19 protein-coding genes, 1 tRNA gene and 5 pseudogenes are annotated in these 26,075 nt (G+C 49.6%); 11 read left to right on the top strand and 14 right to left on the bottom strand.

Annotated features, from left to right (window positions below; all coding sequences use genetic code 11):
- Positions 1-95: 95 nt before the first annotated feature.
- Together FGI04_RS14435 and FGI04_RS14430 are read right to left on the bottom strand one after the other, a co-directional pair.
- Entirely contained in the window at positions 96-584 is a 489-nt protein-coding gene (locus FGI04_RS14435) for a lipocalin-like domain-containing protein (RefSeq protein WP_342699991.1), read from the bottom strand.
- 22 nt (positions 585-606) lie between these two features.
- Positions 607-2,631 carry a CocE/NonD family hydrolase gene (locus tag FGI04_RS14430; protein ID WP_342699990.1) on the bottom strand — a complete coding sequence of 675 codons (2,025 nt, stop codon included), beginning with the start codon at positions 2,629-2,631 and terminating at the stop codon, positions 607-609.
- Between the two features lie 103 nt (positions 2,632-2,734).
- Here FGI04_RS14430 and FGI04_RS14425 point away from each other — a divergent pair, with 103 nt between their 5' ends.
- On the top strand, positions 2,735-3,628 hold the full coding sequence (locus FGI04_RS14425; protein ID WP_342699989.1) for a LysR family transcriptional regulator: 894 nt from the start codon (positions 2,735-2,737) through the stop codon (positions 3,626-3,628).
- A gap of 217 nt (positions 3,629-3,845) precedes the next feature.
- On the opposite strand, the pseudogene FGI04_RS14420 reads toward FGI04_RS14425, so the two are convergent.
- A pseudogene (locus FGI04_RS14420) lies at positions 3,846-4,206 on the bottom strand (IS30 family transposase); the annotation flags it as partial.
- Here FGI04_RS14420 and FGI04_RS14415 point away from each other — a divergent pair.
- The 4 genes and pseudogenes from FGI04_RS14415 to FGI04_RS14400 form a co-directional block, all read left to right on the top strand.
- Positions 4,199-4,351, top strand: a pseudogene (locus tag FGI04_RS14415) (IS3 family transposase); the annotation flags it as partial. The pseudogenes FGI04_RS14420 and FGI04_RS14415 overlap by 8 nt on opposite strands.
- A gap of 50 nt (positions 4,352-4,401) precedes the next feature.
- Positions 4,402-5,430: an IS110 family RNA-guided transposase gene (locus FGI04_RS14410; RefSeq protein ID WP_407336696.1), complete on the top strand. Its 1,029-nt coding sequence runs from the start codon at positions 4,402-4,404 to the stop codon at positions 5,428-5,430.
- A 184-nt stretch (positions 5,431-5,614) separates the two neighbouring features.
- Positions 5,615-6,244: pseudogene (locus tag FGI04_RS14405) on the top strand (IS3 family transposase); the annotation flags it as partial.
- Between the two features lie 52 nt (positions 6,245-6,296).
- The gene (locus tag FGI04_RS14400) at positions 6,297-7,301 is read left to right on the top strand and encodes an amidase family protein (protein ID WP_407336907.1); all 1,005 of its coding nucleotides are present in this window, start codon (positions 6,297-6,299) and stop codon (positions 7,299-7,301) included.
- Positions 7,302-7,341: 40 nt separating this feature from the next.
- On the opposite strand, the gene feaR is transcribed toward FGI04_RS14400, so the two are convergent.
- Complete coding sequence (gene feaR, locus FGI04_RS14395) at positions 7,342-8,310, bottom strand: transcriptional regulator FeaR (protein ID WP_342699986.1); 969 nt, start codon at positions 8,308-8,310, stop codon at positions 7,342-7,344.
- Between the two features lie 264 nt (positions 8,311-8,574).
- On the opposite strand from feaR, the gene FGI04_RS14390 reads away from it, so the two are divergent.
- The gene (locus tag FGI04_RS14390; protein WP_407336904.1) at positions 8,575-9,996 is read left to right on the top strand and encodes a carbohydrate porin; all 1,422 of its coding nucleotides are present in this window, start codon (positions 8,575-8,577) and stop codon (positions 9,994-9,996) included.
- 18 nt (positions 9,997-10,014) lie between these two features.
- A complete protein-coding gene (locus tag FGI04_RS14385; protein WP_407336903.1) occupies positions 10,015-12,243 on the top strand; it encodes a beta-glucosidase in 2,229 nt (742 codons plus the stop codon).
- Positions 12,244-12,741: 498 nt separating this feature from the next.
- Here FGI04_RS14385 and FGI04_RS14380 read toward each other — a convergent pair whose 3' ends face one another.
- Genes FGI04_RS14380 through FGI04_RS14370 form a run of 3 tightly spaced genes read right to left on the bottom strand, consistent with a single transcriptional unit; the run spans position 12,742 to position 16,044 of the window.
- Entirely contained in the window at positions 12,742-13,764 is a 1,023-nt protein-coding gene (locus tag FGI04_RS14380) for an FUSC family protein (protein WP_342699983.1), read from the bottom strand.
- A gap of 14 nt (positions 13,765-13,778) precedes the next feature.
- Entirely contained in the window at positions 13,779-15,008 is a 1,230-nt protein-coding gene (locus FGI04_RS14375) for an MFS transporter (protein ID WP_407320965.1), read from the bottom strand.
- Positions 15,009-15,033: 25 nt separating this feature from the next.
- Positions 15,034-16,044 (bottom strand): carbon-nitrogen hydrolase family protein, encoded by a 1,011-nt coding sequence (locus tag FGI04_RS14370; protein ID WP_407336902.1) that lies wholly within the window; start codon positions 16,042-16,044, stop codon positions 15,034-15,036.
- A 125-nt stretch (positions 16,045-16,169) separates the two neighbouring features.
- Here FGI04_RS14370 and FGI04_RS14365 point away from each other — a divergent pair, with 125 nt between their 5' ends.
- Complete coding sequence (locus FGI04_RS14365) at positions 16,170-16,328, top strand: SDR family oxidoreductase (protein WP_342699980.1); 159 nt, start codon at positions 16,170-16,172, stop codon at positions 16,326-16,328.
- Here FGI04_RS14365 and FGI04_RS14360 read toward each other — a convergent pair.
- Positions 16,294-16,623: pseudogene (locus FGI04_RS14360) on the bottom strand (HNH endonuclease); the annotation flags it as partial. The gene FGI04_RS14365 and the pseudogene FGI04_RS14360 overlap by 35 nt on opposite strands.
- Before the next feature lie 367 nt (positions 16,624-16,990).
- On the opposite strand from FGI04_RS14360, the pseudogene FGI04_RS14355 reads away from it, so the two are divergent.
- Positions 16,991-17,683 (top strand): annotated as a pseudogene (locus FGI04_RS14355) (IS3 family transposase); the annotation flags it as partial.
- Between the two features lie 152 nt (positions 17,684-17,835).
- On the opposite strand, the gene FGI04_RS14350 reads toward FGI04_RS14355, so the two are convergent.
- Positions 17,836-18,102, bottom strand: coding sequence for a helix-turn-helix domain-containing protein (locus tag FGI04_RS14350; RefSeq protein ID WP_192990203.1), 267 nt, complete (start codon positions 18,100-18,102; stop codon positions 17,836-17,838).
- Positions 18,103-18,219: 117 nt separating this feature from the next.
- Here FGI04_RS14350 and FGI04_RS14345 point away from each other — a divergent pair, with 117 nt between their 5' ends.
- Positions 18,220-18,516, top strand: coding sequence for a helix-turn-helix domain-containing protein (locus tag FGI04_RS14345; RefSeq protein ID WP_342699220.1), 297 nt, complete (start codon positions 18,220-18,222; stop codon positions 18,514-18,516).
- 19 nt (positions 18,517-18,535) lie between these two features.
- Here FGI04_RS14345 and FGI04_RS14340 read toward each other — a convergent pair.
- Positions 18,536-18,611 (bottom strand) — tRNA-Phe (locus FGI04_RS14340).
- A gap of 667 nt (positions 18,612-19,278) precedes the next feature.
- Between FGI04_RS14340 and FGI04_RS14335 the strand changes: the two genes are divergently transcribed.
- Positions 19,279-21,432: an ornithine decarboxylase gene (locus FGI04_RS14335; RefSeq protein WP_220178252.1), complete on the top strand. Its 2,154-nt coding sequence runs from the start codon at positions 19,279-19,281 to the stop codon at positions 21,430-21,432.
- A gap of 86 nt (positions 21,433-21,518) precedes the next feature.
- Here FGI04_RS14335 and ansP read toward each other — a convergent pair whose 3' ends face one another.
- The 4 genes from ansP to mutY all read right to left on the bottom strand — a co-directional run bounded on the left by ansP (position 21,519) and on the right by mutY (position 25,924).
- The gene (gene ansP, locus FGI04_RS14330; protein WP_407336900.1) at positions 21,519-22,976 is read right to left on the bottom strand and encodes an L-asparagine permease; all 1,458 of its coding nucleotides are present in this window, start codon (positions 22,974-22,976) and stop codon (positions 21,519-21,521) included.
- Between the two features lie 450 nt (positions 22,977-23,426).
- Entirely contained in the window at positions 23,427-24,509 is a 1,083-nt protein-coding gene (gene mltC / locus FGI04_RS14325; protein WP_038903562.1) for a membrane-bound lytic murein transglycosylase MltC, read from the bottom strand.
- A 54-nt stretch (positions 24,510-24,563) separates the two neighbouring features.
- On the bottom strand, positions 24,564-24,836 hold the full coding sequence (locus FGI04_RS14320; RefSeq protein ID WP_016942159.1) for an oxidative damage protection protein: 273 nt from the start codon (positions 24,834-24,836) through the stop codon (positions 24,564-24,566).
- A 2-nt stretch (positions 24,837-24,838) separates the two neighbouring features.
- Positions 24,839-25,924: an A/G-specific adenine glycosylase gene (gene mutY / locus FGI04_RS14315; RefSeq protein ID WP_407336899.1), complete on the bottom strand. Its 1,086-nt coding sequence runs from the start codon at positions 25,922-25,924 to the stop codon at positions 24,839-24,841.
- Positions 25,925-26,075: the final 151 nt, after the last annotated feature.

Here is a 26,075-nt window from a genome sequence, read left to right as displayed (position 1 = left end):
CGGTCGCCCCACGGACCGCTTACGGTAGATAGGCCCCCGGACCTGTGCCTCTTCGTATAGTTGGATCAGGTGGTGGACGAGGTTTGAGCAGATTGCTATGCCTTGCTGTAGGGTGTCACTCTTTGCCACTCCAGCGTGGCATCGATTTCGACACCGCCAGAGCGTACTGGCTCGACTGAAGACAGGAAGAGACGGTCACCTTCGATACGTACCCGGCGAAGTTGTCGCTGGCCGTACCAGTTTGGGAAAAGCGACACATCCATTCCGTGAGTGATCGTCCCATCCTGCTCGCCAAGTTCCCATGGCCCGCTGTAGGCGATATATGTGGTTGCTTCTGCCTCAAACTCCTCTGGAGAAGCGACGAACCAGTCTCCGGATGCGAAACGGGGGCGATCAGGAGAACAAAGTTGTGCCGACATGTAGCCATCCGGTGTGTAAAGGATCAGTCCCTGAGGCCGGTCGGTCATGGGTTGGCGCAGCGGAGAACCGTCCCGCGGCCGTTCAATGTAGCTTACGAGGCGCCACGCCCCGATTAATTGCTCACTAAGAATCTGAGTCATCTGCAATTTCTCTTCTTTAGGCATGGTGCCCGTCAGCCCTGTTGGTTCAAAGGAGCTTCAGCGGCACAAGGAGATAACTGTCACGGTCCGCACCGAAATGGATGCGATGAACGCCCTTATTACGGGACGGCGGCATCACTTCCTGGGACTTGGCCCATGCCGGCATCGTTGCCGGTCCACCGCCTGCCATATGGATCATCTCCGGCTTTGTGCCGGGTTCGAACGTAAAGCTGTTCTTCGGCAGGTCGATCGCCGCCAGACCGAAAGGCAGGTTGATCGGATCGTTGCTGAAGGGTTTGATGGTGAGTTTCAGTTGCTCGCCAGGGTGGAACTTCATTGCCAACGGCCAGATGCCTATCTCAACAGGTACCACTTCCCTGGGTGACAGCAGCTGTTCACTTTGTAGAAGAAGTACAGGGTCTATCTCAGTTGAACGGACAGGGTCCAGAGCACGGCGTGAAACCCTCAGGTAGCTCGCTGTCCGGGTTGGTGCTGCGCCGCCGGGATATGTCTCGCGAATGATCGCTTGCCCTGCAGAATCCACCTTCTCTAAGTGAACAGTCAGGTCCATGTCATCCGCCCCGTCGGCTTCGACATACAAACGGAGCTTGCTGTAGCCAATAAGCTCCGCCTCATGATCGATCGGCAGCAAGAAGGTGGCCGATCCCCCCTCAACCTTGTAAGAAACGACTCCTGGTTTCCTGGACGGTGAAGTTGACAGTGAGGACTCCTTAACGAGATGAAGCTTGATATGCTCATAACCGGCTGGAGGAAACGCCTCGACAATACGGTTAACCTCGTCCTGATGCCCGGGATCGAGGATAGAGATACGGACCTTTGGAGTTTCTTCCCAGCCGTTGTTCTCGCCTTTTAGATATCTGTCGAAAAAGCGCTTAAGCTCGGCCTGGTGAGCGGGATCATAGAAGTCGGGCCACTCCTGCTTGTTATGAACGCGCAGCCATTTCTCTCTGGATGAAATCCTGCGCCACGCATCGAACGTTCCATGCGTGTGAGCGGCATTGTCGTAACTGGCAACGATATAGGCGGGGATTTCGATACGCTCGAGGCGCGCGACTTTGTCTGCCCAGTATGGCGTCATATCCTGTTCAGTCGCAGCCATGCGCGGCATATCTTCCAGGAGGTGTTCACCGGCAAAGCTTTGGATTAGGGCTTCCGGGAACGCGGTGCGTGGGATACCGCCGCGGAGGAAATCATCGCGGGCAATATCGGTGGCCCCCTCCCACGGCGCGATGGCAGCCAGGTGCGGCGGTTGTTCAGCTGCGATAAACCACTGCGAAACGCACAGCCAGCTATTACCAGCCATACCCACTTTACCGTTGGACCAACCTTGATTTGCTATCCAGGCAATCACGTCACAGCCGTCTTCGGCGGTCTGCCGGCCCCAGCCGACGATATTTCCGCCCGAACGGTAGGCGCCGCGGATGTCGGGATTGATCACGGCATAACCCGCATCAACCCAGTAAGCCGGGTCAGGACCTTCCCATTTCATCATTTCGGATGTCATGCCCAATTTGACGCCGTAGCGCTCTGGAATTTCGTCCAGCCACTGGCCGCCGATCTCCTTGCCATACGGACTCCAGGCGAGAATTGCCGGGTGGACTGCATCGCCGACAGGACGGAAAACATCTGTATAGATCACTGTACCGTCGCGAAGTGTGACCGCGACATCGCGCTCAAGCAGAATGTCGCAGGGCAACGGCATCGCGCCCTCTCGCCGAATGGTTCCTTTGCGCAGGACTTCCGACCCGGGCTTGAACCCGGGATAACGCACCCGGGGTGCATCCAAAGGCAGTGGGCGACGGAAGTAGGTCGGGTAAGCATCGTTGCCATAGATGCGAAGAGGCAGCTTTTCGGACACGGGAACCTCGTTTTGTAATGACGCTGCAAGCGCCGAGCCAATAGGATTTTTCATGAATGGCAAACCAACCTGGCTGGCGACGAGAACCCCGCCCGTGACACCCGCTGTGATAAGGAAGCGTCGGCGGCTGTGAGACTCGGGGGTATCGACGGGAGCTGGAAGGATTGTTGGAGACGGTTTGGATTTGGTCATAGTCGATCCTTTCTTTGATGTCGTTCGCTGTCGACAAAAATAAAAGTCGGTACTTATAATGTCTAATGACATTGGGTTCCGTCTGTGATTCCCAGAGGTGATAATGGAACTGCGCCACCTGAAATCTTTCGTCGTACTGGCGGAGGAACTGCATTTTGGCAGCGCTGCAAAGCGCCTGCACATCGTCCAGCCAGCGCTAAGCAAGCAAATGCAGCTCCTGGAGGAAACCGTTGGATGCCGCTTACTGAATCGCAATCGTCGAGGCGTGGCCCTTAGCGAAGCGGGGAAGGTATTCCTTGAAGAGGCTAATCTAGCGCTCGAACATGTCGCGTGCGCGATCGAAGCGGCCCGGCGTGTGGGCAAGGGGCAATTGGGACGCGTACGGATCGGCTATTCGGCCAGCGCGGTTCATTCCGGTACTCTGGCATCGGCCCTCGCGCGGATCGAGGCTACCATGCCGGAGGTCGACGTGCTGCTGCAACAAATCGAGCCATGGGAGCAGGAGGAGCGGCTTAAGGCCGATAAGGTCGACTTCGTGTTCGGTCCGGTTCTTGACGACGCCCGGCAGGCGTTTCGGGTGCATCACCTGGCAGAATTGCCGGTCGTCGCGGGCATGTCGAGCAGTCATGCGCTTGCTGCCAAATCCGTCATTGGACTCGAAGACCTCAAAAACGAAGTGTTCATCGAATTTGCCAATAGCGAGGATGAGGGCCTTGCCGTGGTGAAAAGTCTCATCGGACTTCATCCCCAGACAGTTATCGCAAAATCCGACCCGATCGCCGTCCTGGCACTTGTTCAGGCGCGGCGTGGCATCTGCGTTTTGCCCTCAGTACTTCAGCTACCGAATTTTCCTCAGGTCATCTATAAGACACTGACAACCAATTCGACTATTAGGCTGTCACTTATCAGCCGACGCGATGACGATGATCCACTACTTCGCCAGATCGAGGAGATTTTGATTGCGCCAGCTTCTTTGGCACACGACCGTCCCGGCTGAGTGCAGCAATGAAGATCGCGTAAGGTGGCGTCGGTTGCGCGTAGCGTGTGGGGATTCGTGACCACAATAATCTCAACGAAAACTTATCCTTTTATTGAGAATAAGGGCGTGGTGCCTAAAAATCCCGCGCACAATTATTCAGGTGAATATTATCAATTTCCTTTCCGCAGCGACAGTCAGTCAGCTTGTTACCTGGTGGCCGCTTCTGGCTGTGAGTTCAACCGATGGATGCAACACACTTATTGAACCGCTCTGCGGGTGATTCATAGCCTAGCGTTTTCTCGGCCTTTCGTTGAGCTGTCTGGCAACACTGTTAAGTCTTTGCTGGCTGTGAACCGATAAGTCAGTCCCTTTGGAAAATATTGTCTGAGCAATCTGTTCGTATTTTCATTTGAGCCACGTTGCCAGGGGGATTGAGGATCACAGAAATAAATCTGAATGTCTGTCGCTACAGTAAATCGAATGTGGCTGGTCATTTCAGCGCCACGATCCCATGTTAATGTTTTATAAAGCTCAGCAGGCAATTCCCGTGCTTGTTTGATGAGCGCTGATATAACCGTTATGGTCTTGTTGTCCCTGTCAACCTGCCGTTATGATGCGCACCGCCCGGCTACTGATGCGTATCTGTCTGCACGTATCACCGAACTGGCAATGGAACGCCGACGTTTCGGTTACCGGCGTATCTGGCAGCTTCTGTGTCGTGAAGGCCTTTGCGTTAACCACATGCTGTAATCTTAATACGATCCCAGTCTGTGATATCCGAGGTGATTGCCATGAAAACCTTCGTTGGACTTGATGTTTCTCAGAAGAAAACAAGCATCTGCGTTATAGACCCTGACGGTAACAAGATTCGGATGGTGAACGTCGAGACACATCCTGCCGTTATAGCTAATTATCTTTTTTCTGAAGGATTTGATAAATCAAAAGTGGCACTTGAAACCGGACCGCTTTCAGTCTGGCTGTACCATTCTCTCAAAAGCTATGGCCTGGACGTTGACTGTATTCATGCCCGGCACGTACATGCTGCTTTGTCTATGCAGTTGAACAAAACCGACCCAAATGATGCTTTTGGCATTGCACGGCTGGTCCTTTCCGGCTGGTATAAACCAGTGCATGTTAAAAGTCTTGAATGCCATCAGCAACGGCTCATTCTTACCAGTCGGGAAAAACTCGTCCAACTTCGTGTTGTTGTCACTAATCAGATACGCGGACTCCTGAAAACATTTGGTGTTGTACTTCCACCCGGTAAAAATAGCGTCTTTGAACGTGCGGTTATTGAGTCATCGCCTTCACTCGAAACTGTTAAACCGGTAATTCTGATGCTGCTGGATAGCTGGGAACATCTCTCAGGGCAGATAAGGAAGTTCAACTACATGCTGGAAAAAATCGCTCGAAAAGATCCTGTATGCCAGATATTACAGTCTGTTCCGGGTGTTGGGACTCTGACCGCATTGAGTTTTAAAACATCAATTGATGATCCATCACGCTTCAGACGTGTCAGTGATGCCGGTGCTTTTCTCGGATTAACGCCCAGGAAATATCAATCCGGTGAGATAGACAGGAATGGCGGGATATCAAAGCAGGGCAACCGAATGGCACGTACACTTATCTACGAAGCCGCATCATGCCTGCTAACCCGCTACGGCACTGATTCAGGTCTGGCAATATGGGCAAATGAACTCAGGCGCAGAATGAGCTACAAAAAGGTTGTTGTTGCATTGGCCAGAAAGTTGACGTTATTGATGTTAAGCATGTGGAAATCAGGGACTTATTATCAGGAAAGAGTTATTGCAGTAAATTAGCGGACAGAGAATCATAATCAAATCAGACTGAGTTCGTCATTCGCTTCAATTCCGAAACTCGCTTTGCAGGGTGAAAGCCCTGCGGTAATCACATAGGAATGAAGACGATGTCTTGCAACATGTTGTAGCGTCAACAGATGACTACGAAGACGACAAAGACCCATCTGATCCTGATATTGATTGATTAGACGACAAACGGGTCTACCGCATTTATCATCTCAATGGCCTGGGCGTAAAACGCAGACGGCGCCGTAAGGGGCTGGCGACTGAGCGGCTTCCGCTTCTTCGCCCGGATGCGCCGAACCTGACGTGGTCAATGGATTTTGTCATGGATGCGTTGGCCAGTGGTCGCCGGATTAAATGCCTGACCTGCGTTGATGATTTCACGAAGGAGTGTCTGACGATCAGCGTTGCTTTCGGGATTACAGGCGTTCAGGTATCACGCATTCTGGACAGCGTTGCGCTGTTTCGTGGCTATCCGGCGACGATAAGAACAGATCAGGAGCCTGAGTTTACCTGCCGTGCGCTGGATCAGTGGGCCTTTGAACATAATGTTGAGCTGCGGCTTATTCAGCCGGGCAAGCCGACACAGAATGGCTTTATCGAGAGTTTTAATGGTCGTTTTCGCGATGAATGCCTGAATGAGCACTGGTTCCACGATGTTGTTCATGCAAAAGAAATTATAAGCGCATGGCGGCAGGACTATAACGAATGTCGGCCTCATTCTTCGTTGAATTATCAGACCCCTTCAGAGTTTGCAGCGGGATGGCGAAACGGAGAATACGGGAGTAAATCAACCGACATTACTAACTGAACGTTATATCTAATCCTGGGGGCAGGTCAGTGCTACCGGTTATAATACCGCCATGCACATGCCCGGAATCGTTGGCGTTCGCAATGCATATGATTCCAGCCGTATTCCAGGTGGTTCCTCATCTGGAAGTGCTGTCGCTGTTGCTGCAGGTATGGTACCGATAGCAATGGGCACCGATACTGGTGCTTCGGTCCGTCAGCCGTGCGCATTGAATGGCTGTGTAGGATTTCGCCCAACTACTGGACGTTATAGTCAGCAGGGGATAACCCCAATTTCGCATACGCGAGATACAGCTGGCCCTATGGCGCATACCGTTGCTGATGTTGCATTGATGGATCATGTGATCAGTGGAGCTGAGATTCTGCCCCCTGCAGAGCCGCAACACATACGCTTAGGTATTAGCCCTTATTTCTGGCAAGGTCTCGACAAAGACGTTAGTGAGAATGCCCACCGTGCTTTGCAAAAGCTCAGAGAGGCAGGTGTTGAGCTCGTTGTTACAGAAATGCCAGGTCTTGAGCAGGCAAACGTTGCAGTTTCTCTGCCTGTTGTGGTTTATGAAGGAAAGCACGACCTGATTAAATATCTCAGCGATAACCAAACAGGTGTGTCTTTCGAACAGGTAGCTGCCAAGGTGTCCAGCCCTGATGTAAAAGCTATTTTCGACCACGCATTGATACCACAAACAGTAGTTGATGCGAATGGCAGTATTGTTCCTGCGGAGGTTGTTCACCAAAAAGCGGTAACAGAAGGTTTGCCGCATCTGCTGAACATTTATAAAAGAGCATTTGCTAACAATCGCCTGGACGGACTCATTTTTCCAACATCACCTGTAATTGCACCTCTTGCCGATGACAAAGTCAGTTCCGGTGCCGAGTTTGCAAAACTGATTCATAATACTGACCCAGGAAGTAATATCCGTTTACCCGGCTTAAGTATTCCTGCGGGATTGGGTGCGCAAACCCATATGCCTGTAGGTATCGAAATCGATGGACTCCCAGGAGACGATGCGAAAATTCTGGCAATAGGTGCAACAGTCGAAAACATAATCAAAGAATAATTAATCAAAGAATTAATGGGCTGTAAATCAGCCCATTAATTTATTTTCTCGCATCCAGAAACTGCTCCCGATAAACTTTAGGTGACAAGCCAAACTGCTTTTTGAATGAACGGCTAAAATGAGTACTGTGTGTAAATCCCCATTCAAAAGCAATTTGTGAGATCAGCTTATCTTTCAAAGCAATATTTTCCAGATCCCGGCAACAAAATTCCAGGCGTTTGACCCAGATGTATTGCGCTAAAGGCATTTCTTCACCCTCAAAAATTCTATATAAAGAGCTAACTGACATGCCCAGGTCTGATGCGATCGTAGCAACAGAGAGTTCTGATTCAGCAAGATTCATCTCGATATGTTTTTTGATTCTTTTCAGGTGATAAGACTTCACAGAAGTTAACTGAGTTTGATTGTTCTGGGGCATGCTCTGCAGTGCCCCGGCAACCATTTGCAAAATTGCACCAGATACACCTGACTGTGCCTCAAGCGGAAGAACGGAAAGTTGCTCTAATGAGGTAAGAAAATTCGATAACAGATAACCCATGGCATGCTGTCCAGATATTTTATATGCACACAATCTCTCCGGTGCAGTAACGTATTGTTTTAAAAGCATGCGTGGGATGCGCAGAACCAGCTTCTCAAAATCATCATTAAACCCCATACGATACGGGCGTGTGCTATCAAAAAGGATAAAATCCCCCGGTTGAATTAGAGCAGATCTGTCATCCTGTTCAAGATAACCATTTCCTTTCAGTTGTAAACTGAAGAGGAAATACTCATCATCACGTCTGTCCATTCTGATCTGGCGGCTGTTGCGGGAGACGGTCTGGCGACAGGCATTCAATTTCATTACATCTATTTCAGCGACGCGGTCATGGAGTAACTCAGCATGAATACCTTTCGCCAGTGAGGATCTTTCCATTGTCAAATCCAGCGTAACAAATCGCTCACAAACTATTTGATGCCAGAAATCATAACGCTGTGATTGCGGAAGCGTGTGAGTGCTGATCAACATGTTAATTCCCCATTCCAGATATACTAAGAAAAACTTTGCAAAAAAGATGCCCTGATTACGCTGGCAGTAAATCTGGTCAAGGGAATCGGTAAAAACAATCAGTTTATCTGAAAACTTCCGTCAAAATGCATGCGTATATAATGCACATTGCTGGCGTTGCACCATTACGAGGCCCATCACATATTTGCATGCTTCGTAAAGGTGCAACAGCACTTGCAGTAAGTTTGAGCATGGGTGGCAATAAGCCAGGTGCAATGGAGGGTAGTGGCTGGCTGTAATAATCCCCGGAACTTTCTCAACGAAGAAAGTAAAAAATACAACGTCAACACCGGGGTAGAAATAATGGTAATGCGTAAAAAGGTAATAGCGAGTCTGCTGGCTGTTTCTGGTTGTTATACCCTTCCGGCTTCAGCTTATGATGCTTTTGATTGGGATTCTCCCTGGGCTTTTGGCAACTGGAACGGCGTGAGAGAGGAGTTAAGTAAAGAGGGATTTAACTTCGGTCTTCAATATCTTAATGAAACGGCAGCAAACGTTGCTGGAGGATATGATACCAGTACAGATGTGGGTACATCTGACCAAACAACAGCCTTGTTCAGTTATGACCTGAGCAAAATGACTGATGTGGATGGCCAGCTCAATGTCATCCTGACAAACCGCAATAACCATCGTCTGATTACTACTGAAAGGACCAGCGATCCTCGTTCAGGCACATTACCTAACCTCACCCAGGAGGTATGGGGATATGGTTCTGTTAACCGTATTACTCGCCTGACATATACGCAGGGCATTGCTGACAAGATGTTCCAGATTACTTTTGGGAAAATGACTCCCACCGCCGATTTTTTTCCGAGCTATCCTGAATTCCAGTCTCTTTTAAACAGCGGCACTGTTCCGGGGATCAGCCCCATCTGGTACGGCTGGCCAATTGGTTCCTGGGGTGCACACCTTACCTGGAATATTACGCCGGAAGTTTATCTTCGAGCAGGGGTATTTCAACAGAACCCAGAGTTAACGAAAAATGATAAGGGTATGTCTCTGACCTTCTCTGGTGGCCAGGGTGAAATATATCCTGTACTGCTGGGATGGCGTCCTCACTGGGGGCCAAATAAGCTGGTCGGCAATTACTTCATAGGGGCTTTTTACAGTAATGTAACTGCTGATGATGTTTATGAAGGTAAAAATGGTGGTGCCGAGGCGCTTAATCCTTCGGCGGGTTATAAACAACACAATAATAAGCGTGCTGCGTGGATCTATTTAGACCAGCAATTAACGGGGCCTGGCGGTGAGAGTAAGCAGGGGCTAAAAGCTTTCATTAATGGTGAGATGAACGATAAAAGCACATCAGTTCTCCAGTATGCATATGGTGCGGGAGTCTATTATACAGGTCTGTTTGAGAGTCGTCCTGATGATATTATCGGCCTGGCTTCTACTTATATTAAAATTAACGACAGATGGTCTCAAAATAGAATAATAGCGAACGAGATTTCAGGATTAACAGATTATTCGAATCCGCGTTATTTGCCGCCAGGAAGTGGAGAGCTTTCTGTCGAAGTTTTTTATCGAATTAAAGCAACAGGATGGCTGACACTCCAACCCAACATCCAGTATTACCACTCTCCGGGGGCGATTAACTGCGTGCCCAATGCCTGGGTTATAGGTTTACAGACGAAAATTGATTTCTAATTAGCAGGAGACAGTTGGATGATTAAATTTACCCCTTTGACTTTGGCAATTATTATTGCCTGCTGCCAGTATGCTAATGCTGAGGAGACAGGGAAAAATAAGCCCTGGATGAACAAATCGCTTGATGCTGATCAACGTGCTGAAATGCTTGTGAAAGCAATGTCGCTGGACGAAAAAATTCGCCGGGTACACAGTGAAATGGCGCTTCCTATTTTAGGATTTGCCGTACCAGCAGGAGCTATCGGTTCTGCAGGTTATGTGCCAGCTGATAACAAACTGGGGATTCCAGCTTTGCAGGTCAGCGATGCCAGCCTGGGTGTTACCAATCCTGCGGATGTCAGACCAAAAGATGGTGCTACTGGTTTGCCGTCAGGGTTATCGAGCGCGGCAAGCTGGGATTCTGTATTAAGTTATCAAAACGGGCAGATCATCGGCAATGAAGCCTGGAGTAAAGGATTCAATATCTTACTTGCTGGAGGAATAAACCTGGCTCGAGACCCCCGCAATGGGCGAAATTTCGAGTATTACGGCGAAGACCCGTTACTTGCAGGCATTCTGGTGGGAAACAGTATTCGGGGCATACAAAGTCAGCATGTTCTTTCTACGATAAAGCATTTTGCAATGAACGATCAGGAAACTGCTCGCCAGGGGATGAGTGCAGATATTGCGGAAGATGCGATGCGCGAAAGCGATCTGTTAGCATTCAAAATCGCGATGGAGATAGGGCAACCGGGCGCAGTAATGTGCGGCTATAACCGAGTAAATGGCACCTATGCGTGCGAAAACGAGGAGCTGTTGCAGAAAATACTGAAGGATGACTGGAAGTACCGTGGATTTGTAATGTCAGACTGGGGTGCAGTTCATAGTGCAGGAGCCGCACTCAAAGGACTGGATATCGAAATGGGGTCTCAGTTGGATAAGCTGCTTTATGGAAATGTCTGGTTTGACAAACCCCTGGCAGAGGCAGCCAAAAATAAGCCTGAATATGCAACTCGCCTGGATGACATGAACCGCAGGATCTTACGTTCCCTCTTTGATAGCGGTTTATTTGAACATCCTCCAACCATCACACCGATTGATTACAAAAATCATGCTGAAAAGGCCCAGCATGCGGCAGAAGAAGGAATGGTATTGTTGCGAAATGAGTCCCGATTCCTTCCTTTAAAAGATAGGGAACAAAACATCCTCGTGATTGGGGGCAATGCAGATATCGGTGTACTGACAGGGGCAGGGTCATCACAGGTCACCCCACCAGGAGAGCCGCCAATGATGGTTCATACTGGTGGAGAAGGAATGCTGAATTCACTCCGGGATCAGACTTGGTTTAAGTCATCCCCACTTGTGGCGTTGAAGGCTAATTTACCGAAAAGCAACATTACATTTAATGATGGCCGTAATACGGCTGAGGCGGCAGCATTAGCGAAAAAAGCCGATATCGTTATTGTATTCGCAACGCAATGGATGATGGAAAGTTATGACGCCTTCGATTTGTCATTACCGGATGGTCAGGATGCGATGATTGAAGCTGTAACGAAATCAAACCCGCATACTGCTGTTGTACTGGAAACGGGTGGCGCCATTAGTATGCCCTGGCTGAATAAAACTAAAGCGGTTCTTCAGGCCTGGTATCCGGGCTCCGCAGGTGGTCCGGCTATTGCTAATATTCTTACGGGCGTTGTTAATCCATCGGGTCATCTGCCTGTGACTTTCCCCAAAAACCTTGCGCAATTACCAAGACCCGAAATTGTCGGGTTTGGTCTCTCTGATCACGCTAAAGTGAATGTGGATTACAACATTGAAGGTGCTGATGTAGGTTACCGGTGGTTTGCGCAGCGAAATGAGAAAGTCTTGTTCCCGTTCGGATTTGGCCTTTCATACTCAAGATTCACTTTCAAAGGATTGCATGTTGACTCTACAAATCCGCTGCAGCTGAGCATGATTGTCAAAAATGTGGGTGATACAAAGGGGAAAGTGGTTCCGCAATTTTATCTGCACAGTGTGAATAAACGCCCTGCTACGAGATTGCTGGGTTGGGACAAGGTGGAACTTGCCCCCGGTGAAGAGAAACGCGTGGCCGTCACAGTTGAACCACGCCTGTTAGCTGATTACTCAACCAAGAATAAGCAATGGGAAGTGGCGGCAGGGGATTATATCGTCGTTGCTGGAACGTCCTCAGAGGACCATGCTGAAAAAGCTAAGGTGGTATTGAAACCTGCTACGTATACAGACACCGCGATCAGCCATTAATAAAATGTATTAGGTCAGACCTGATTTGACAATTATCGTGTTCAAAACACAACAAAATCTGACAGTCTGCCTGGAGTGAACAGCGGAAGTTCGCAATTGAGTCATCACAGGTATTAATAACATTACTGCGTGTTAATCAGATAAAGATCCCGCTATACCATGTCGTTGTATAAAGTTCTTTACCTGACAAGTCGGTCGCCATTTATTGGCGACCGATTTGTGCATCAAATTCCCCTTAATTACTTCCTCAGAATCTGTCCAACGTCTATTCGATTTCCATCCGTATTGACCTGCTCCCCCATAAATGAGTACAGAGCGGACTTAGGAAATTCCGCTTCGGCACGAAGTAGGCAGTCAGGGAAGACATGTTTGCTCTGAGCGTAGCGCGGAAGTTTGCAATTGTTTTAATAACGAAGGAAGGCACTGCCAGCATTACGATGCATTTATGAACGGGGTGCAGGTCACACGTCGAACAGAATTTGTGAGAACATGGTTATGTTAGCCATCGGGTCGAAGTATCAGACGATATACGCTGGATACCAGTGCTACGGCCAATATTAAAGCCAGACATTCATTCATAGCCGTTTTAACCGGTACAGCAGACATTCCAGCCTGGCTTGCTAGCAGAAAACACATGTTTCCGTCCAGAGCCGGAGCTGCTGTCCTAACCCAACATCTTAACAATCCACCGAGCAGAAAAAATGGTATAATAGTCAAGGAGATGAGTAGGGGACTAAGAAAATAAGGTTGAACAGCAAAACGGTAAAGAAATGCTATACAAACGCCAACAACCACTCCGATGAGCATTTTTAAGGCCATATCATAAGGTTTTTTTAGGCTTGCTAACGCCATTGTAAATATGCATGTTCCCAACGTAACAAGTTCTCCGGCAGCCCAACCACTCAGATAAAAAAAACATGCGCACAGCAAAACACCAGCGCTTGCTAATAATGCAAAGCGTAAAGCTTTTATTTTATCATGACGTTTTTGAGCAGGATCATGAAGTGAAAAATTGGAGCGCCATTTCAATAATCCACTATGCCAAACTTCATCTGGAGTCGTTTGTGTAAAACGTGTTGTGATAATTGTAACTACGATGACACCGATGAACGAACACTGAATGCGAGATAACGCGAGTTCCCAAGCATGATGCTTCAGCATTAATGCTGGGACTAAGATTATAATTATGGTCACTGCCATCATTTGTGGTGCATAACCTTTTGTACCCTGGCTGATTCGCATCGCAAAGATGGTAATAAATATAGTCAAAGAAATTAAAGCGATAATAATCCATGCCTGGTTTGTGATTTTGAGGATAGCAAGCCCAAGTAATGCGCCAATAAGGGTGCCTATTATACGATAGACACCCCGCTGGAACATCATCCCTCGAGTCTGTTGAGATATTACCCATACAGGCATCGCTGCCCAATAGGCGTTCTCAACGCCAGCCAACATTGCGATTGAAAAGGATAACCAGGCAGCAATACTTAGCCGTAGACCGTGTGAAATATGTATGTTCATAAATTTTTATTAACTCATTCATTAAACTGTATTTGCCTGACCAGACGAGGGGCTGTTTCAATCAATAATATGCCAATAAAAGCGCAGGCTAATGAAACACCACCAACGATCAGCATTGGGGCCTTCAGACCAATATGGTCAGCTATTCCACCGGCAATAACAGGCATTAGCACACCACCAACAAGTTCACTTATGGCTGTCGGTATGCCCACTGCGACTCCAATCATATTCCCTGGAACTGACTCCCCTGGAATAATTGCGAGAAAAAGTGGTGCGAGACTAAAACCAAAAATGCCAGCAATGAACAGAATAGAAAACATAGCGACAGGAGTATGTGTGTAAAACACGAACCCAAGCATGAGCACTCCATAAGCCGCGGCACAGGTAACGAGAACCGCACGCCTTCCGACATAGTCAGAAATTGCAGGGCCTACAATCATGCCAATAAAACCGCCAAATCCCCAACCGGATACAATCAAACCAGCAGTAGACAGTGGCAGGGATTTTACTTGGGTGAGATACAAAGTGACAAAAGTCGAAAAGACAAAGAGTCCGGTCTGGAATAATGAGCCAATGAGGGTTGTCAGCCAGATATTACGATAACACAGTACCTGCCAGAGATTATTTTTAGGCATGTTATGTGAAGAGTCATGTGTAATACATGGCGACTTCATGGTCCTTATCAGCCATAGGGTGATAGCGAAACCAGGTATCCCTAAGATGAAGAAAATCCAGTGCCAGGACATATACCCACTCATCTGAGTGGCGATGACAGGACCCAATCCGATCCCAAGTAAAGGAAAAAATGATTGATGTAGTCCCAGATTCAAGCCTTTCTTCTCTGGCCGAGAGAAATCGGAGATTGCGGCTACACTACTGCTGAATACCCCACCTTCTCCAATTCCAAGCAGCCCTCTGACTATTAACATCTCACTAAAGCCTTTTACAACACCAGTAAAACAAGTCATAAGAGAAAAAAATGCCGATGAGAAGATCAATACTTTCTTTCTGCCAATAATATCCGATAGATTACCCAATCCCCATGATGAAACAGCCCAAGTAAGGGCAAGCACGGACGCAATAGCACCAGCCTGTAAGTTGTTGAGACCCAGCGCGGGTATCAATATCGGAAACAAATAAACAACGACCAGTCGATCAAGCCCCACAACGCCGAAAAGCAGGGCAAGCATTATAACCATCCGTTTCTCATAGCGAACATCATCAGGCGAAAATTTGCTCATCATCTTACCCTATTTAATATAGTTTTAATCAGGCTTCTTCATCTTCTGAAAAAGTGTTAACTCCATCATCAAATAGTGGAGCATCATTCCTGTGAACAGGACGCAAAGATTGGTTATTGAAAATTAACCGGGTGACATCATTTCGAGAATAGTGACCAACAGCATCCCCTGAAACCTTGGCCATTGTTACAGCATCAAGATTTATATCAGCGTAAAGAATACCTTCTTCGTCTTCACCAAGGGGGGCAACAAGGGAAGCACCATCAGGGCCATAAATGCGTGCGAAGCCACCACCGGTTTTGAGCAGTGCGCGTTGTTCATCGGTTGAGCATAAAAGATCGACAGTGTCCTGAGGGGTGATTGCACAGGGCGCAATGACATAGCACTGGCCTTCAACGGCATAGGTGCGTGAAACAGCTGTATTCACCTCACCACCGATTGCGGGCGTCACTTCAGTATAAAGTGAGAAACTTGGCCACGCAGCGACATGAATCTGCTCATGCTGGCTGTACATGGCAAATTTTGTCAGAGGCTGAATATGTTCCCAGCAACATAGTGCACCTAGTTTACCCAATGCAGTTTCGTGCACGGCAATATCACCACCATCGCCCTCTCCAAATACAAGACGCTCAGCATGCGTAGGTTTCAGCTTGCGACGAGTAGCGATGGTTTTGCCTTTATCGTCAATGATTGCCTGTGACATATACAGGCTTCCGTTATCTCTCTCAGTAAATCCCATTACAAGGTGAATCCGGTTATCAGCAGCAGCTTTCTCAAGCCTCTGATATTGCTCACTTCCGACAACAAGCGCTTGTTTATGGTAGTCATTCATAAACTGCATTGTCCATGCAGGAGTGCCAAGCCAGACAAACCATGGGTAACCAGACAGAAAATTTTCAGGGAACGCAACCAGACTGGCACCGTTTTTCGCAGCTTCGGTAATGAGGACTATCGCTTTATCAATACTGGCATTGAGGTTCATATAGACAGGTGCAGCCTGCACAGCGGCAACACAGTAGGCATGAGAATGGGTAGTCATACTGAATTCCTTAAACAGGATGGGATTCTCGCTATCATTAGGTAAATTCAGTCTATGGAGTGAACCCTGCTTCCTGCTTGTTTTGACCTCACTTACACCCTGTACTGGTTATTCTGTAGTGGTTTATGGAATGTGGCCCCCGAGGTATAAGAGTCAATGCTGTCAGCCCCGGAGTTATTCTCACCCCGATGGCAGCATCAGCACTACCCGAAGAAACGGTTAACGCGCTGGCTTCACGTTCATTATTAAAAGGTTTTCTATTGTGTGCAGATCTGGATGCATGACTTTACCAGTGCTTCTGGCAACATGCGTTACTCCGCTTCCAGCAGGTGTCTGGACAAATTCAAAATCCCGTCGAACCGGTTCAACGTGATCTGCATGCCAGCCTTTTTCAGGGAGAACGCAGCCGCAATACGCACAGCGCCCGCCGAACTTCATGCGCAGCTCTGCCCGCTGCGCTTTGGTGATTTTGTTCTTGGGCCTGGAGAAACGACCGTCAGGAACTTCCACTTTAGGCAGGTGCTTCGACAAATCAGGCAGTTCAATCATCATGCCTTCACGATTTTTAACCCTGGGCATGCCTACTCCCCCTTGAGATTGATGCCAGCGGTAGACAGCACGAAATCGCTAAAATCCGTGGTGAAGCTGATACGCCCCGAACGCCGTAATAACCCGATTTTTTCAAGTCGTTTCACCTGTTCTTTCTCAAGGTCATGACCACCTGATTCCGGGTTATCACAGTACTCAGCAAAGCGGTTCAACGCGGAAATATCATCGTCTGAAACGAATGATCGCCACGGCTCCGTATTAACGCTTACCGCCCGTGCTTCCTGCAATCGTTGATATTGCTGCTTTAGTTCAATGATGGGGGCATTTTTACCGCTGTATCAATTTCCAGTTCGGAGATGCGCTTGCCTGGCGTCTCCCGGCGTTTCACAATATCCTGCGCATCAGGGAGATAGCAGAAACCCGGATACGCTACGGTTGTCCACGCGTTCATATCCAGTTACGCCGGGAAGGCTGGCCTGTTAACCACAAGAAAACCCACCGGATTTATTGTCTGGAAGGACTGAATCTGCGCAGAAAGCGGCCCCGCAGGCATGTCAGTGCAGCACGCCGTCAGCAGCGCCCGACGCTGACGCATGTCGATCAGTGCTGGAGTATGGATTTTGTGTCGGATAATCTGTTTAACGGGCGGCGTTTCCGGGCACTGACTGTAGTGGATAATTTTAGTCGGGAATGCCTGGCGATCCATGCTGGAAAATCCCTGAAAGGTGACGATGTGGTCAGCGTAATGGAAGCGCTGCGGGTGTTGGATAAGCGCCTGCCGGTACGTATTCAGACGGATAACGGCAACGAGTTTATCTCGAAAAGTCTGGATAAGTGGGCGTATGAACACGGTGTCACGATGGACTTCTCCCGCCCCGGAAAACCGACAGATAATCCGTTTATTGAATCATTTAACGGTAGCCTGCGCGACGAATGCCTGAATATTCACTGGTTTTTATCACTGGAAGATGCGCAGGAGAAACTCGACAACTGGCGCAGGGAATACAATCATGAGAGAACGCATTCATCATTAAATGACATGACTCCGGCTGAATTTATCCGAAGTCTCCGGAAAGACGAAGATCTCTGATTTAGCACTGCACTGATTTTGGGTCAGGGTCAGGCCGGTAAGACCAACTCCGTCCGGTTCCACCACCAATAAGATTGGTCTCTTAGGTAGTAGTTAAAACAACCAGTCGCCATATTATTAGTTTAATTTTCAAAATTCTTATATGGATCGATTTATTTTTTCCATTGAACCATTTCACCATTATGTAATTTTAAAATTATTTCCGCAAAATCATCATCAACCGTATAAAAATAACACTCCGGCACATTAAGCACCTTAGCAAACGCGCACATCATTTCAAACGTTGGGCGATGTATTCCGCTTTCATACTGGGATATGCGTGATCGCGCAGTAGCTTCTTCAATACCCGCCAGTACGCCTAGCTTTTCCTGAGTGAGATTGGCTCGTAGGCGAGCAGTTTTAAGGCGAATGGGCAGCATAATGGCACCATCAATAAGAATATTGATAGCATGTTTAGCACTACTTAACATCGTGGTTGTTTAGACTCTCTGAACAAAAGGTGTTTAATGTGAGGCTAGAGAATAAGGAACATGGGGATGATTGATAAGGACTGGCATCCGGCAGATATCATTGCCGGGTTAAGAAAACGAGGAACAACACTGGCGGCGGTATCAAGAGCATCTGGATTGGCGTCTTCAACACTCGCTAACGCATTGACAAGACATTGGCCGAAAGGTGAGAGATTAATTGCTGGTGCATTGGGAAAGCAGCCGGAGGATATCTGGCCGTCACGCTATCAGGATATGAGCCAAAATCATGGTGAAGGGGAGGCACAATTGTCCCTTCGTAGAGAATCGAACCCTGTTTCCCAAAAGCAAAAAACCAGCCCGTAGGCTGGTTTTTCTGAATAAGTGGTGCCCGGACTCGGAATCGAACCAAGGACACGGGGATTTTCAATCCCCTGCTCTACCGACTGAGCTATCCGGGCAACGGGGCGCATTAAACCGTATATCGCGATGAGCGTCAACGAGTTTCTGTCACAATCGCTGCGGTTGGTCTATTTTCAGCCAGCTGCCCTTGTTCGCCGTTGATTTGTCGAGTGGGGAAGGGCGTTGGCAAGCCTGATGGCAGGCGGTAATGCGCCGATAAATACTGTCACATTCGTTTTCTTGAATTCGGTGAAAAATAATGCCACTATTGCGCGGTTTTTAGCTTACCTTCCACCTGCGGTTATTTAGAGGATTGCGGATATGTCAGATTCAACGCCCATGGTACAGACACCGTGCGCCGGATCTCCGCTTTTATTGCCGCACTCTGAACGCATTGCGTTAATCCCATCCCTGTTATCCCTGTTTTCCCGATTATCCCTTACCACCATGCGGTGAGGCGTGCTGACGCCCACTGTTAGGCATGATTAAAAATAGAGCCATTCGGTCTCTGATTTTACTGATGTCTATCGGACGGTGCTGGTCCCAGATGATGCGTATTTCCCTGTGCCGCTGGCGCGGGTCATACATTTGTCGCGGTTAGCTGGCATGCTGTTTGTCGTTTTGGGCAGTAGTTGATGGGGTACGTTACGCTTAACACGTAGCGTTATCTCTGCGCGGTGTCTTTCAGGCACGTACACTCATTCTTGACCGTTTGGGTTTGGGTACATGAAACAGTTAAAAATTGCGGCTAATGCGGCGGTTGCCTCCCGTCTAATCACCTTGCGTCCGATTGTGGCGCTCAGTCAGACCGATTTTACCGATATCGCGGCCGTCGTGGTGTCGGTTGAGGAGGCGCGCAGTGGCATCCTGTCGGTGATGCATCACTCCGGTTTCGGTATCCCGGCGTTCGTGGTGCGCGAGCCGTGGCACACCAGTGAGGAACTGCTGCCGCCGGGCAGCGAGTGGCTGAGCCTGGATAAAGGCGGAGAACACGCGCTGCAACTGGAAAAAGTGGCTGCGGAGTATCAGGCTCGTTTGTTGCCGCCGTTTTTTGACACGTTGTCTAAGTATGTTGGCATGCGTAATACCACGTTTGCCTGCCCAGGACATCAGGGCGGGTCATTTTTCCGCAAGCATCCGGCAGGCCGTCAGTTTTTCGAATTTTATGGCGAAAACATGTTCCGCTCCGACATCTGCAACGCAGATGTGAAACTGGGCGACTTGTTGATCCATGAAGGTGCCGCTAAAAAAGCGCAGAAATTTGCCGCAACGGTGTTTAATGCCGATAAAACCTACTTTGTGCTGAACGGGACGTCGGCGGCGAACAAAGTGGTGACCAACGCATTGCTGACACGCGGCGATCTGGTGTTGTTTGATCGTAATAACCACAAATCCAACCATCATGGTGCGCTGATTCAGGCGGGGGCGACGCCGATTTACCTGGAAACGGCCCGTAACCCATTTGGTTTTATCGGTGGGGTGGACGCGCATTGTTTTGATGAAGGCTATCTGCGCGAGCTTATTCGCGAAGCCGCTCCAGACCGTGCTGATGAAGCCAGGCCGTTCCGGCTGGCCGTCATTCAATTGGGCACCTACGACGGCACTATCTATAACGCCCGCCAGGTGGTGGATAGCATCGGTCACCTGTGTGACTACATTTTGTTTGACTCTGCCTGGGTGGGGTATGAGCAGTTCATCCCGATGATGGAGCAGTGTTCGCCACTGTTGCTGGATTTAAACGAGAACGACCCGGGGATTTTTGTCACTCAGTCGGTTCATAAACAGCAGGCTGGTTTCTCACAAACGTCGCAAATCCACAAGAAAGATAACCATATTCGTGGGCAAAAACGCTTTTGTCCGCATAAGCGCCTGAATAACGCTTTCATGCTGCATGCCTCCACCAGCCCGTTTTATCCACTGTTTGCGGCACTGGATGTTAACGCCAAAATGCACGAAGGGCCGAGTGGCCGTCGGCTGTGGATGGAATGCGTCAGGCTGGGGATTGAAGCGCGCAAGCAACTGCTGGAGCACTGTACGCTTATCAAACCGTTTGTGCCGCCGATGGTGGGTGGGAAACGCTGGCAGGATCACGATACCGATGTGATGGCTCAAGACGTGCGTTTCTTTAACTTCGAGCCGGGCGACAACTGGCATGCATTTGAAGGCTACGCGCAGCAACAGTATTTTGTTGACCCGTGCAAGTTGTTGCTGACTACGCCGGGGATTGACGCGGCAACGGGGGCTTATACCCCATTTGGTATTCCGGCGACGATTCTCGCCAACTACCTGCGTGAACACGGCATCATTCCAGAGAAATGCGATCTGAACTCAATTTTGTTCTTGCTTACGCCAGCAGAAGACCGTGCGAAGATGGAGCGTCTGGTGGCGGCGTTGGTGCAGTTTGAACAACTGATCGAGCAGGACGCGCCGTTAAGCGAAGTCTTGCCGAGTCTGTATCGCAAGCATGAACAGCGTTATACCGGTTATACGTTGCGGCAGTTGTGTCAGGAAATGCACGATTTTTACGCCAGCCATGATGTGAAACGGCTGCAAAAAGAGATGTTCCGTAAAGCCTCTTTCCCGCAGGCGGTGGTATTACCGCAGGACGCGCATACCGCGTATATCCGTGGCGAGGTGGATCTGGTGCCGTTGGCTGAGGCCGAGGGGCGAATCGCCGCTGAAGGCGCGTTGCCTTACCCACCGGGCGTGTTGTGCGTGGTGCCGGGGGAAGTGTGGGGCGGGGCGGTGCTGCACTATTTCCAGGCTCTCGAAGCCGGTATTAACCTGATGCCAGGCTTTGCGCCGGAACTACAGGGTGTTTACAGTGTGGCGCAGGAAGACGGTAGCAAACGTCTGTGCGCGAATGTGATTGCCCGCTAACTGGCTGGCTCCATCCTGACCACGTGTTCCATCCTTCTAAATAAAAAACCGGGGATTCCCCGGTTTTTTTAATCGCGCTTTAGTACTTACCCTGCCGTTTTCTCATGCTCCGCTTTCAGGCGGTTGGCGTCTTCTTTTTGTTTGCGTAGTCCATACCAGCCCGCGATAAGCAGGACAGCCAGCACCGGAATTGTAGCGATAGTCCAGGTGCCGTTAGGGTAATCCAACGCCATCAGCACCAGAACGCTGAGCAAGAAGGCCAGTGTCAGCCAGGACGAAAACGGTGCCAGCGGCATACGGAAAGAGACTGGTTTGGCTTTGCCCTGATGAATGGCCTGACGCAGCTTCATCTGGCAAATAATGATGAATGCCCAGGAACTGATGATACCGAGCGAAGCCACATTCAGTACGATTTCAAATACCTGTGACGGCACAATATAGTTCAGAAATACACCGATCACATGGATACAGACGGTAACCAGAATCCCGGCATAAGGCACTGACTGCGCGTTCATGTTGCCAAGGAATTTCGGTGCTGAACCGCCCTGAGACAACGAACGCAGGATGCGGCCGGTAGAATACAGCCCGGAGTTAAGGCTGGAGAGTGCCGCCGAGAGCACCACGATATTCATGATAGTGCCGATGTAAGGGACACCCAGTTTACTAAAGAAGGTAACGAACGGGCTTTGTCCGGCCTGATAGGCGTTCCACGGCAACAGGCAGACCAGCAGGATGACGGAGCCGACGTAAAACAGGCCGATACGCCAGATAACACTGTTGACCGCTTTGGGCAGTGTCTTTTCCGGGTCTTTACACTCGCCTGCGGCGGTACCGATAAGCTCTACCCCGGCAAACGCGAAGATAACCCCTTGTATCAGCACTAATGCGGGTAGCAGACCATGCGGAAACAGACCGCCGTTATCGGTTATCAGGTGCAACCCCGGTATGTTGCCATCCAGCGTTTTGCCCGTGCCGAGAAAAATCGTGCCCACGATCAGGAACAGGGAGATGGCCGCCACTTTGATCAATGCGAACCAGAACTCCATCTCGGCGAACCACTTCACACCAATCATGTTCATGGTGGTAACGATAGTCAGTGCCCCGAGCGCGAACATCCATTGGGGAATATCGGCAAAAGTACCCCAATAGTGCATGTAAAGCGCGACGGCTGTGATGTCGACGATGCCAGTCATCGCCCAGTTGAGGAAGTACATCCAGCCTGCAACATAAGAGGCTTTTTCGCCCAAAAACTCGCGGGCATAGGAAACAAAGCTTCCGCTGGAAGGACGGTGTACGATCAATTCACCCAGTGCTCGCAGAATGAAAAACGAGAAAATACCGCATGTCAGATACACCAACGCCAGTGCCGGGCCCGCCATCTGCAATCGCGCGCCCGCGCCGAGAAATAAGCCGGTACCAATCGAACCACCGATAGCGATCATCTGCACCTGACGGTTACCCATGCTTTTGTGGTAACCCGCTTCGTGTGAATCGAGCCAACGCCGTTTGGCGTGGTGCTCGGCCTCATTTTTATGTTGATTCATTGCCCGTTTGATTCCTCGTCTGTCATTCAGGAGCATGAAGTTAGCTGTTGTGTCACAGCCTGGTTCATCGTGTGGCTTGCTTTTCATCATACGAATAGCGTTTTTACTTCTGCTGTGCAGGGGAGCTAAAAACGCCAGCGATGCTACCGTTTCCTGACCGGAGAGGCAAAAACTCTCTGCGTCGATTCCCTCACTTTGTTTTGTTTGTATGCTTTATTTTTCGTCTTTTATAAGTGATTAATTGGTTAAATGTTGTTTTCTTAGTCGTTAATACTATTAATTGGCTTTTTAGATAGTGTTTGCTTATGACTGTAACCAATCGTTTGCAATGGTCATTTGTTAATCATTGCTAATGAGGTGATGCAGAAATGGCGCTGGAAGCGACAAAAAATAGAGAGGGTTTGGAGGCAAGCGGTGCCCTGAACGGACACCGCTTGTTGCGGCGAGAGATCAGCGGCTATAACCGCGATAGTTTTTCTGCGCCGTATTCACCTTGTACAGATAATGGCGTGATTCAGCAGACGGATGGCGTGTCGTCAGGGTCTGGTAGACCTGGTTGGGCGACATGGTATTGATAATGCCAAACGCCGTGTCTTTATCGCTGGAGAAGACCCGTAATACGCTACCCGCGCCGCCGTTATAGGCGGTGATCATGGCGTAGCGTTGTGACGTCGGATCCTGAATGCCAGACAGATAGACATTTTTCAGCATCGCCAGATAGGCCGTACCGGTATCGATGTTGTTCTCTGGATCAAACAGGTAACTGCGGCTTGGCTGGCCCCATTTACCTCTCATTTTGAATACATCGCGACCGGCGCTGTGTTGTACCACCTGCATCAGCCCCAGAGCGTCAGAACGGCTAACCGCATACGGGTTGAAACTGGATTCGGTTTGCATGATGGCGAGAATCAGCGAGGCGTCGATGCCATAACGTTCGGAAGCCTGACGCACCATCGGCAGGTATTTGTGCGCACGTTTATCCAGGTGGTTCGGCACCAGTTGAATGGTGACTGACCAGATGACCTTCATACCGGATGTGCGGCGTTGCAACTTGTTCTGCAGCAGATAATCGGCAAAATTACCCGCGCGACCTTCCCAGCGAATCGGCTGGCCGGTGTTGTCCAGTACCTGACCGTACAGCAGGGGTTCACGGCTTATCTGGATATCGTTGGCATCGGAATAAAGGTCGGTATTGCTGGCGTTATCCCCCATCAGCAGGGTGGTGATAATCGCCTGACGCAAACTGGACAGATAGTTAGTTGAAGAAATGGTTTCGATGGTGATGGTACCGGCGTCGAAGTTGACGTGACTACGCGTCATATATTGATCAGAGTATTTGACGTAGTCTTTGGGGCCGGCGATCAGAACCTCGTTCAATCCCCAGATGTTTTCGATGTTATTGGCGAATTGCCCCATCAAAATGTCGAAGGCGTTGGTGTCTTTAATAAACGCCTCGTTGTTCTCACCTCCTTTTTTGCTGGAGCAGGAGATCAACAACGGGGCGACAAGCAGCAAAGCAAGCAGTTTCTTCATTGTATCTAGCCGTACGGGATCAGGAATGCATCAGGGCCTGTCGGCCCTTGTCATTTAGTGTTGCGGCGGGGTGTAACCGTCGATATGCACGTCCTTGCCTTCAAACAGGAACTGCACCATCTCTTGTTCCAGCAGCTTGCGGTGCTCCACATTCATCATGTTGAGTTTTTTCTCGTTGATAAGCATGGTCTGCTTGGTTTGCCACTGTGCCCAGGCTTCTTTCGAAATGTTGTTATAAATGCGTTTACCCAACTCACCGGGGTAAAGCTGGAAGTCGAGCCCTTCGGCGTCACGTTGTAAAAAAGTACAAAAAATGGTTCTGCTCATGCTTATTCCTCATCATGTGCACAGGCGTCAGCGAAGACCGATTGCGGCTGAGCCAACTGGCGTAACAACCGTTCTACCGGGGCGGCGAGCCCTACGGATGGCGGGTGCGCTAAGTTATACCAAAGACCGGCACCTTCATCCATGCAGGAACCTGTGTCGGAGACCTCCAGCCACATCGGGACAATATCCAGGTGGAAATGGCTGAAGGTATGACGAAAGGCAATGCCCTGACGCAGCCCTTGTTGGGGGATGCCGCGCTGACTGAGCCATTGCACCAATTCATCTTTCGTGGTGAATTGCGGGAAACAGTACAGGCCGCCCCACAGACCGACCGGCGGACGTTGCTCCAGCCAAACAGTCTGTGCCTGTTGCATCAGCAAGAACCAGGCGGTCCTTTCCGGTAATGTCTGCTTGGGTTTTTTGCCAGGATATTCTGCCCAGTTATGGTTAGCGTAAGCGACACAACCGTTACTGAGCGGGCAGAGTTCGCATTTGGGGCGGCTGCGGGTGCAGACCATCGCTCCCAAATCCATCATCGCCTGATTAAATTTTTCGACACCGAGCGCCGGGGTGACGGTTTCGCTCAACGTCCACAGCTGTTTCTCGACCTCTTTTTTCCCCGGCCAGCCAGTGACGGCGTAGCAACGCGCTAATACCCGTTTGACATTGCCATCCAGAATCGGATAGTGCTGACCGAGCGACAGCGAGAGAATAGCACCCGCGGTGGAGCGGCCCACGCCGGGCAGGTCGACGATGTCATCGAATCGGGTAGGGAAGTCGCCGCCGTGGCGTTCGACTATCGTTTGAGCCGCTTTATGCAGGTTGCGGGCGCGGGCATAGTAGCCAAGCCCGGTCCACAGGTGCAGTACATCGTCTAATGGTGCCGCAGCCAGTTCCCGCACCGTAGGAAAGCGCGCCATAAACCGTTCGAAATAGGGAATGACGGTGGTGACCTGGGTCTGCTGTAGCATCACTTCTGACAGCCAGACTTTATACGGGGTTTTTCCGAGTTGCCAGGGTAAGGTTTTACGTCCGTAGCGCTCGTACCACTCCAGCACCTGTTGCGCGAACTGTTGCGCTTGCATCATAGAGGCGTCGTTTTCCGGCAGGTAAAAATTTGACAGCGATTGCAGCACAGAGTGAATGTACTGTAAACCGGAACTTTCCGCCTCCGCCTACTTGCTAAACAACCGTATCCTTGGATAATGCGCGTTTTCCCAACCCAATCAGACTTACAGA

It is taken from the genome of Dickeya ananatis, from assembly GCF_019464615.1.
Taxonomy (GTDB): Bacteria; Pseudomonadota; Gammaproteobacteria; order Enterobacterales; family Enterobacteriaceae; genus Dickeya; species Dickeya oryzae.
This window is presented reverse-complemented; position numbering and strand designations above follow the sequence as displayed.

Excerpts from the sequence above, each read along its gene's own strand:
- FGI04_RS14435 (WP_342699991.1), bottom strand. The coding sequence starts at position 584 with ATGCCTAAAGAAGAGAAATTGCAGATGACTCAGATTCTTAGTGAGCAA.
- FGI04_RS14430 (WP_342699990.1), bottom strand. The coding sequence starts at position 2,631 with ATGACCAAATCCAAACCGTCTCCAACAATCCTTCCAGCTCCCGTCGAT.
- FGI04_RS14425 (WP_342699989.1), top strand. The coding sequence starts at position 2,735 with ATGGAACTGCGCCACCTGAAATCTTTCGTCGTACTGGCGGAGGAACTG.
- FGI04_RS14410 (WP_407336696.1), top strand. The coding sequence starts at position 4,402 with ATGAAAACCTTCGTTGGACTTGATGTTTCTCAGAAGAAAACAAGCATC.
- FGI04_RS14400 (WP_407336907.1), top strand. The coding sequence starts at position 6,297 with ATGCACATGCCCGGAATCGTTGGCGTTCGCAATGCATATGATTCCAGC.
- feaR (WP_342699986.1), bottom strand. The coding sequence starts at position 8,310 with ATGTTGATCAGCACTCACACGCTTCCGCAATCACAGCGTTATGATTTC.
- FGI04_RS14385 (WP_407336903.1), top strand. The coding sequence starts at position 10,015 with ATGATTAAATTTACCCCTTTGACTTTGGCAATTATTATTGCCTGCTGC.
- FGI04_RS14380 (WP_342699983.1), bottom strand. The coding sequence starts at position 13,764 with ATGAACATACATATTTCACACGGTCTACGGCTAAGTATTGCTGCCTGG.
- FGI04_RS14375 (WP_407320965.1), bottom strand. The coding sequence starts at position 15,008 with ATGATGAGCAAATTTTCGCCTGATGATGTTCGCTATGAGAAACGGATG.
- FGI04_RS14370 (WP_407336902.1), bottom strand. The coding sequence starts at position 16,044 with ATGACTACCCATTCTCATGCCTACTGTGTTGCCGCTGTGCAGGCTGCA.
- FGI04_RS14365 (WP_342699980.1), top strand. The coding sequence starts at position 16,170 with ATGGAATGTGGCCCCCGAGGTATAAGAGTCAATGCTGTCAGCCCCGGA.
- FGI04_RS14350 (WP_192990203.1), bottom strand. The coding sequence starts at position 18,102 with ATGCTGCCCATTCGCCTTAAAACTGCTCGCCTACGAGCCAATCTCACT.
- FGI04_RS14345 (WP_342699220.1), top strand. The coding sequence starts at position 18,220 with ATGATTGATAAGGACTGGCATCCGGCAGATATCATTGCCGGGTTAAGA.
- FGI04_RS14335 (WP_220178252.1), top strand. The coding sequence starts at position 19,279 with ATGAAACAGTTAAAAATTGCGGCTAATGCGGCGGTTGCCTCCCGTCTA.
- ansP (WP_407336900.1), bottom strand. The coding sequence starts at position 22,976 with ATGAATCAACATAAAAATGAGGCCGAGCACCACGCCAAACGGCGTTGG.
- mltC (WP_038903562.1), bottom strand. The coding sequence starts at position 24,509 with ATGAAGAAACTGCTTGCTTTGCTGCTTGTCGCCCCGTTGTTGATCTCC.
- FGI04_RS14320 (WP_016942159.1), bottom strand. The coding sequence starts at position 24,836 with ATGAGCAGAACCATTTTTTGTACTTTTTTACAACGTGACGCCGAAGGG.
- mutY (WP_407336899.1), bottom strand. The coding sequence starts at position 25,924 with ATGATGCAAGCGCAACAGTTCGCGCAACAGGTGCTGGAGTGGTACGAG.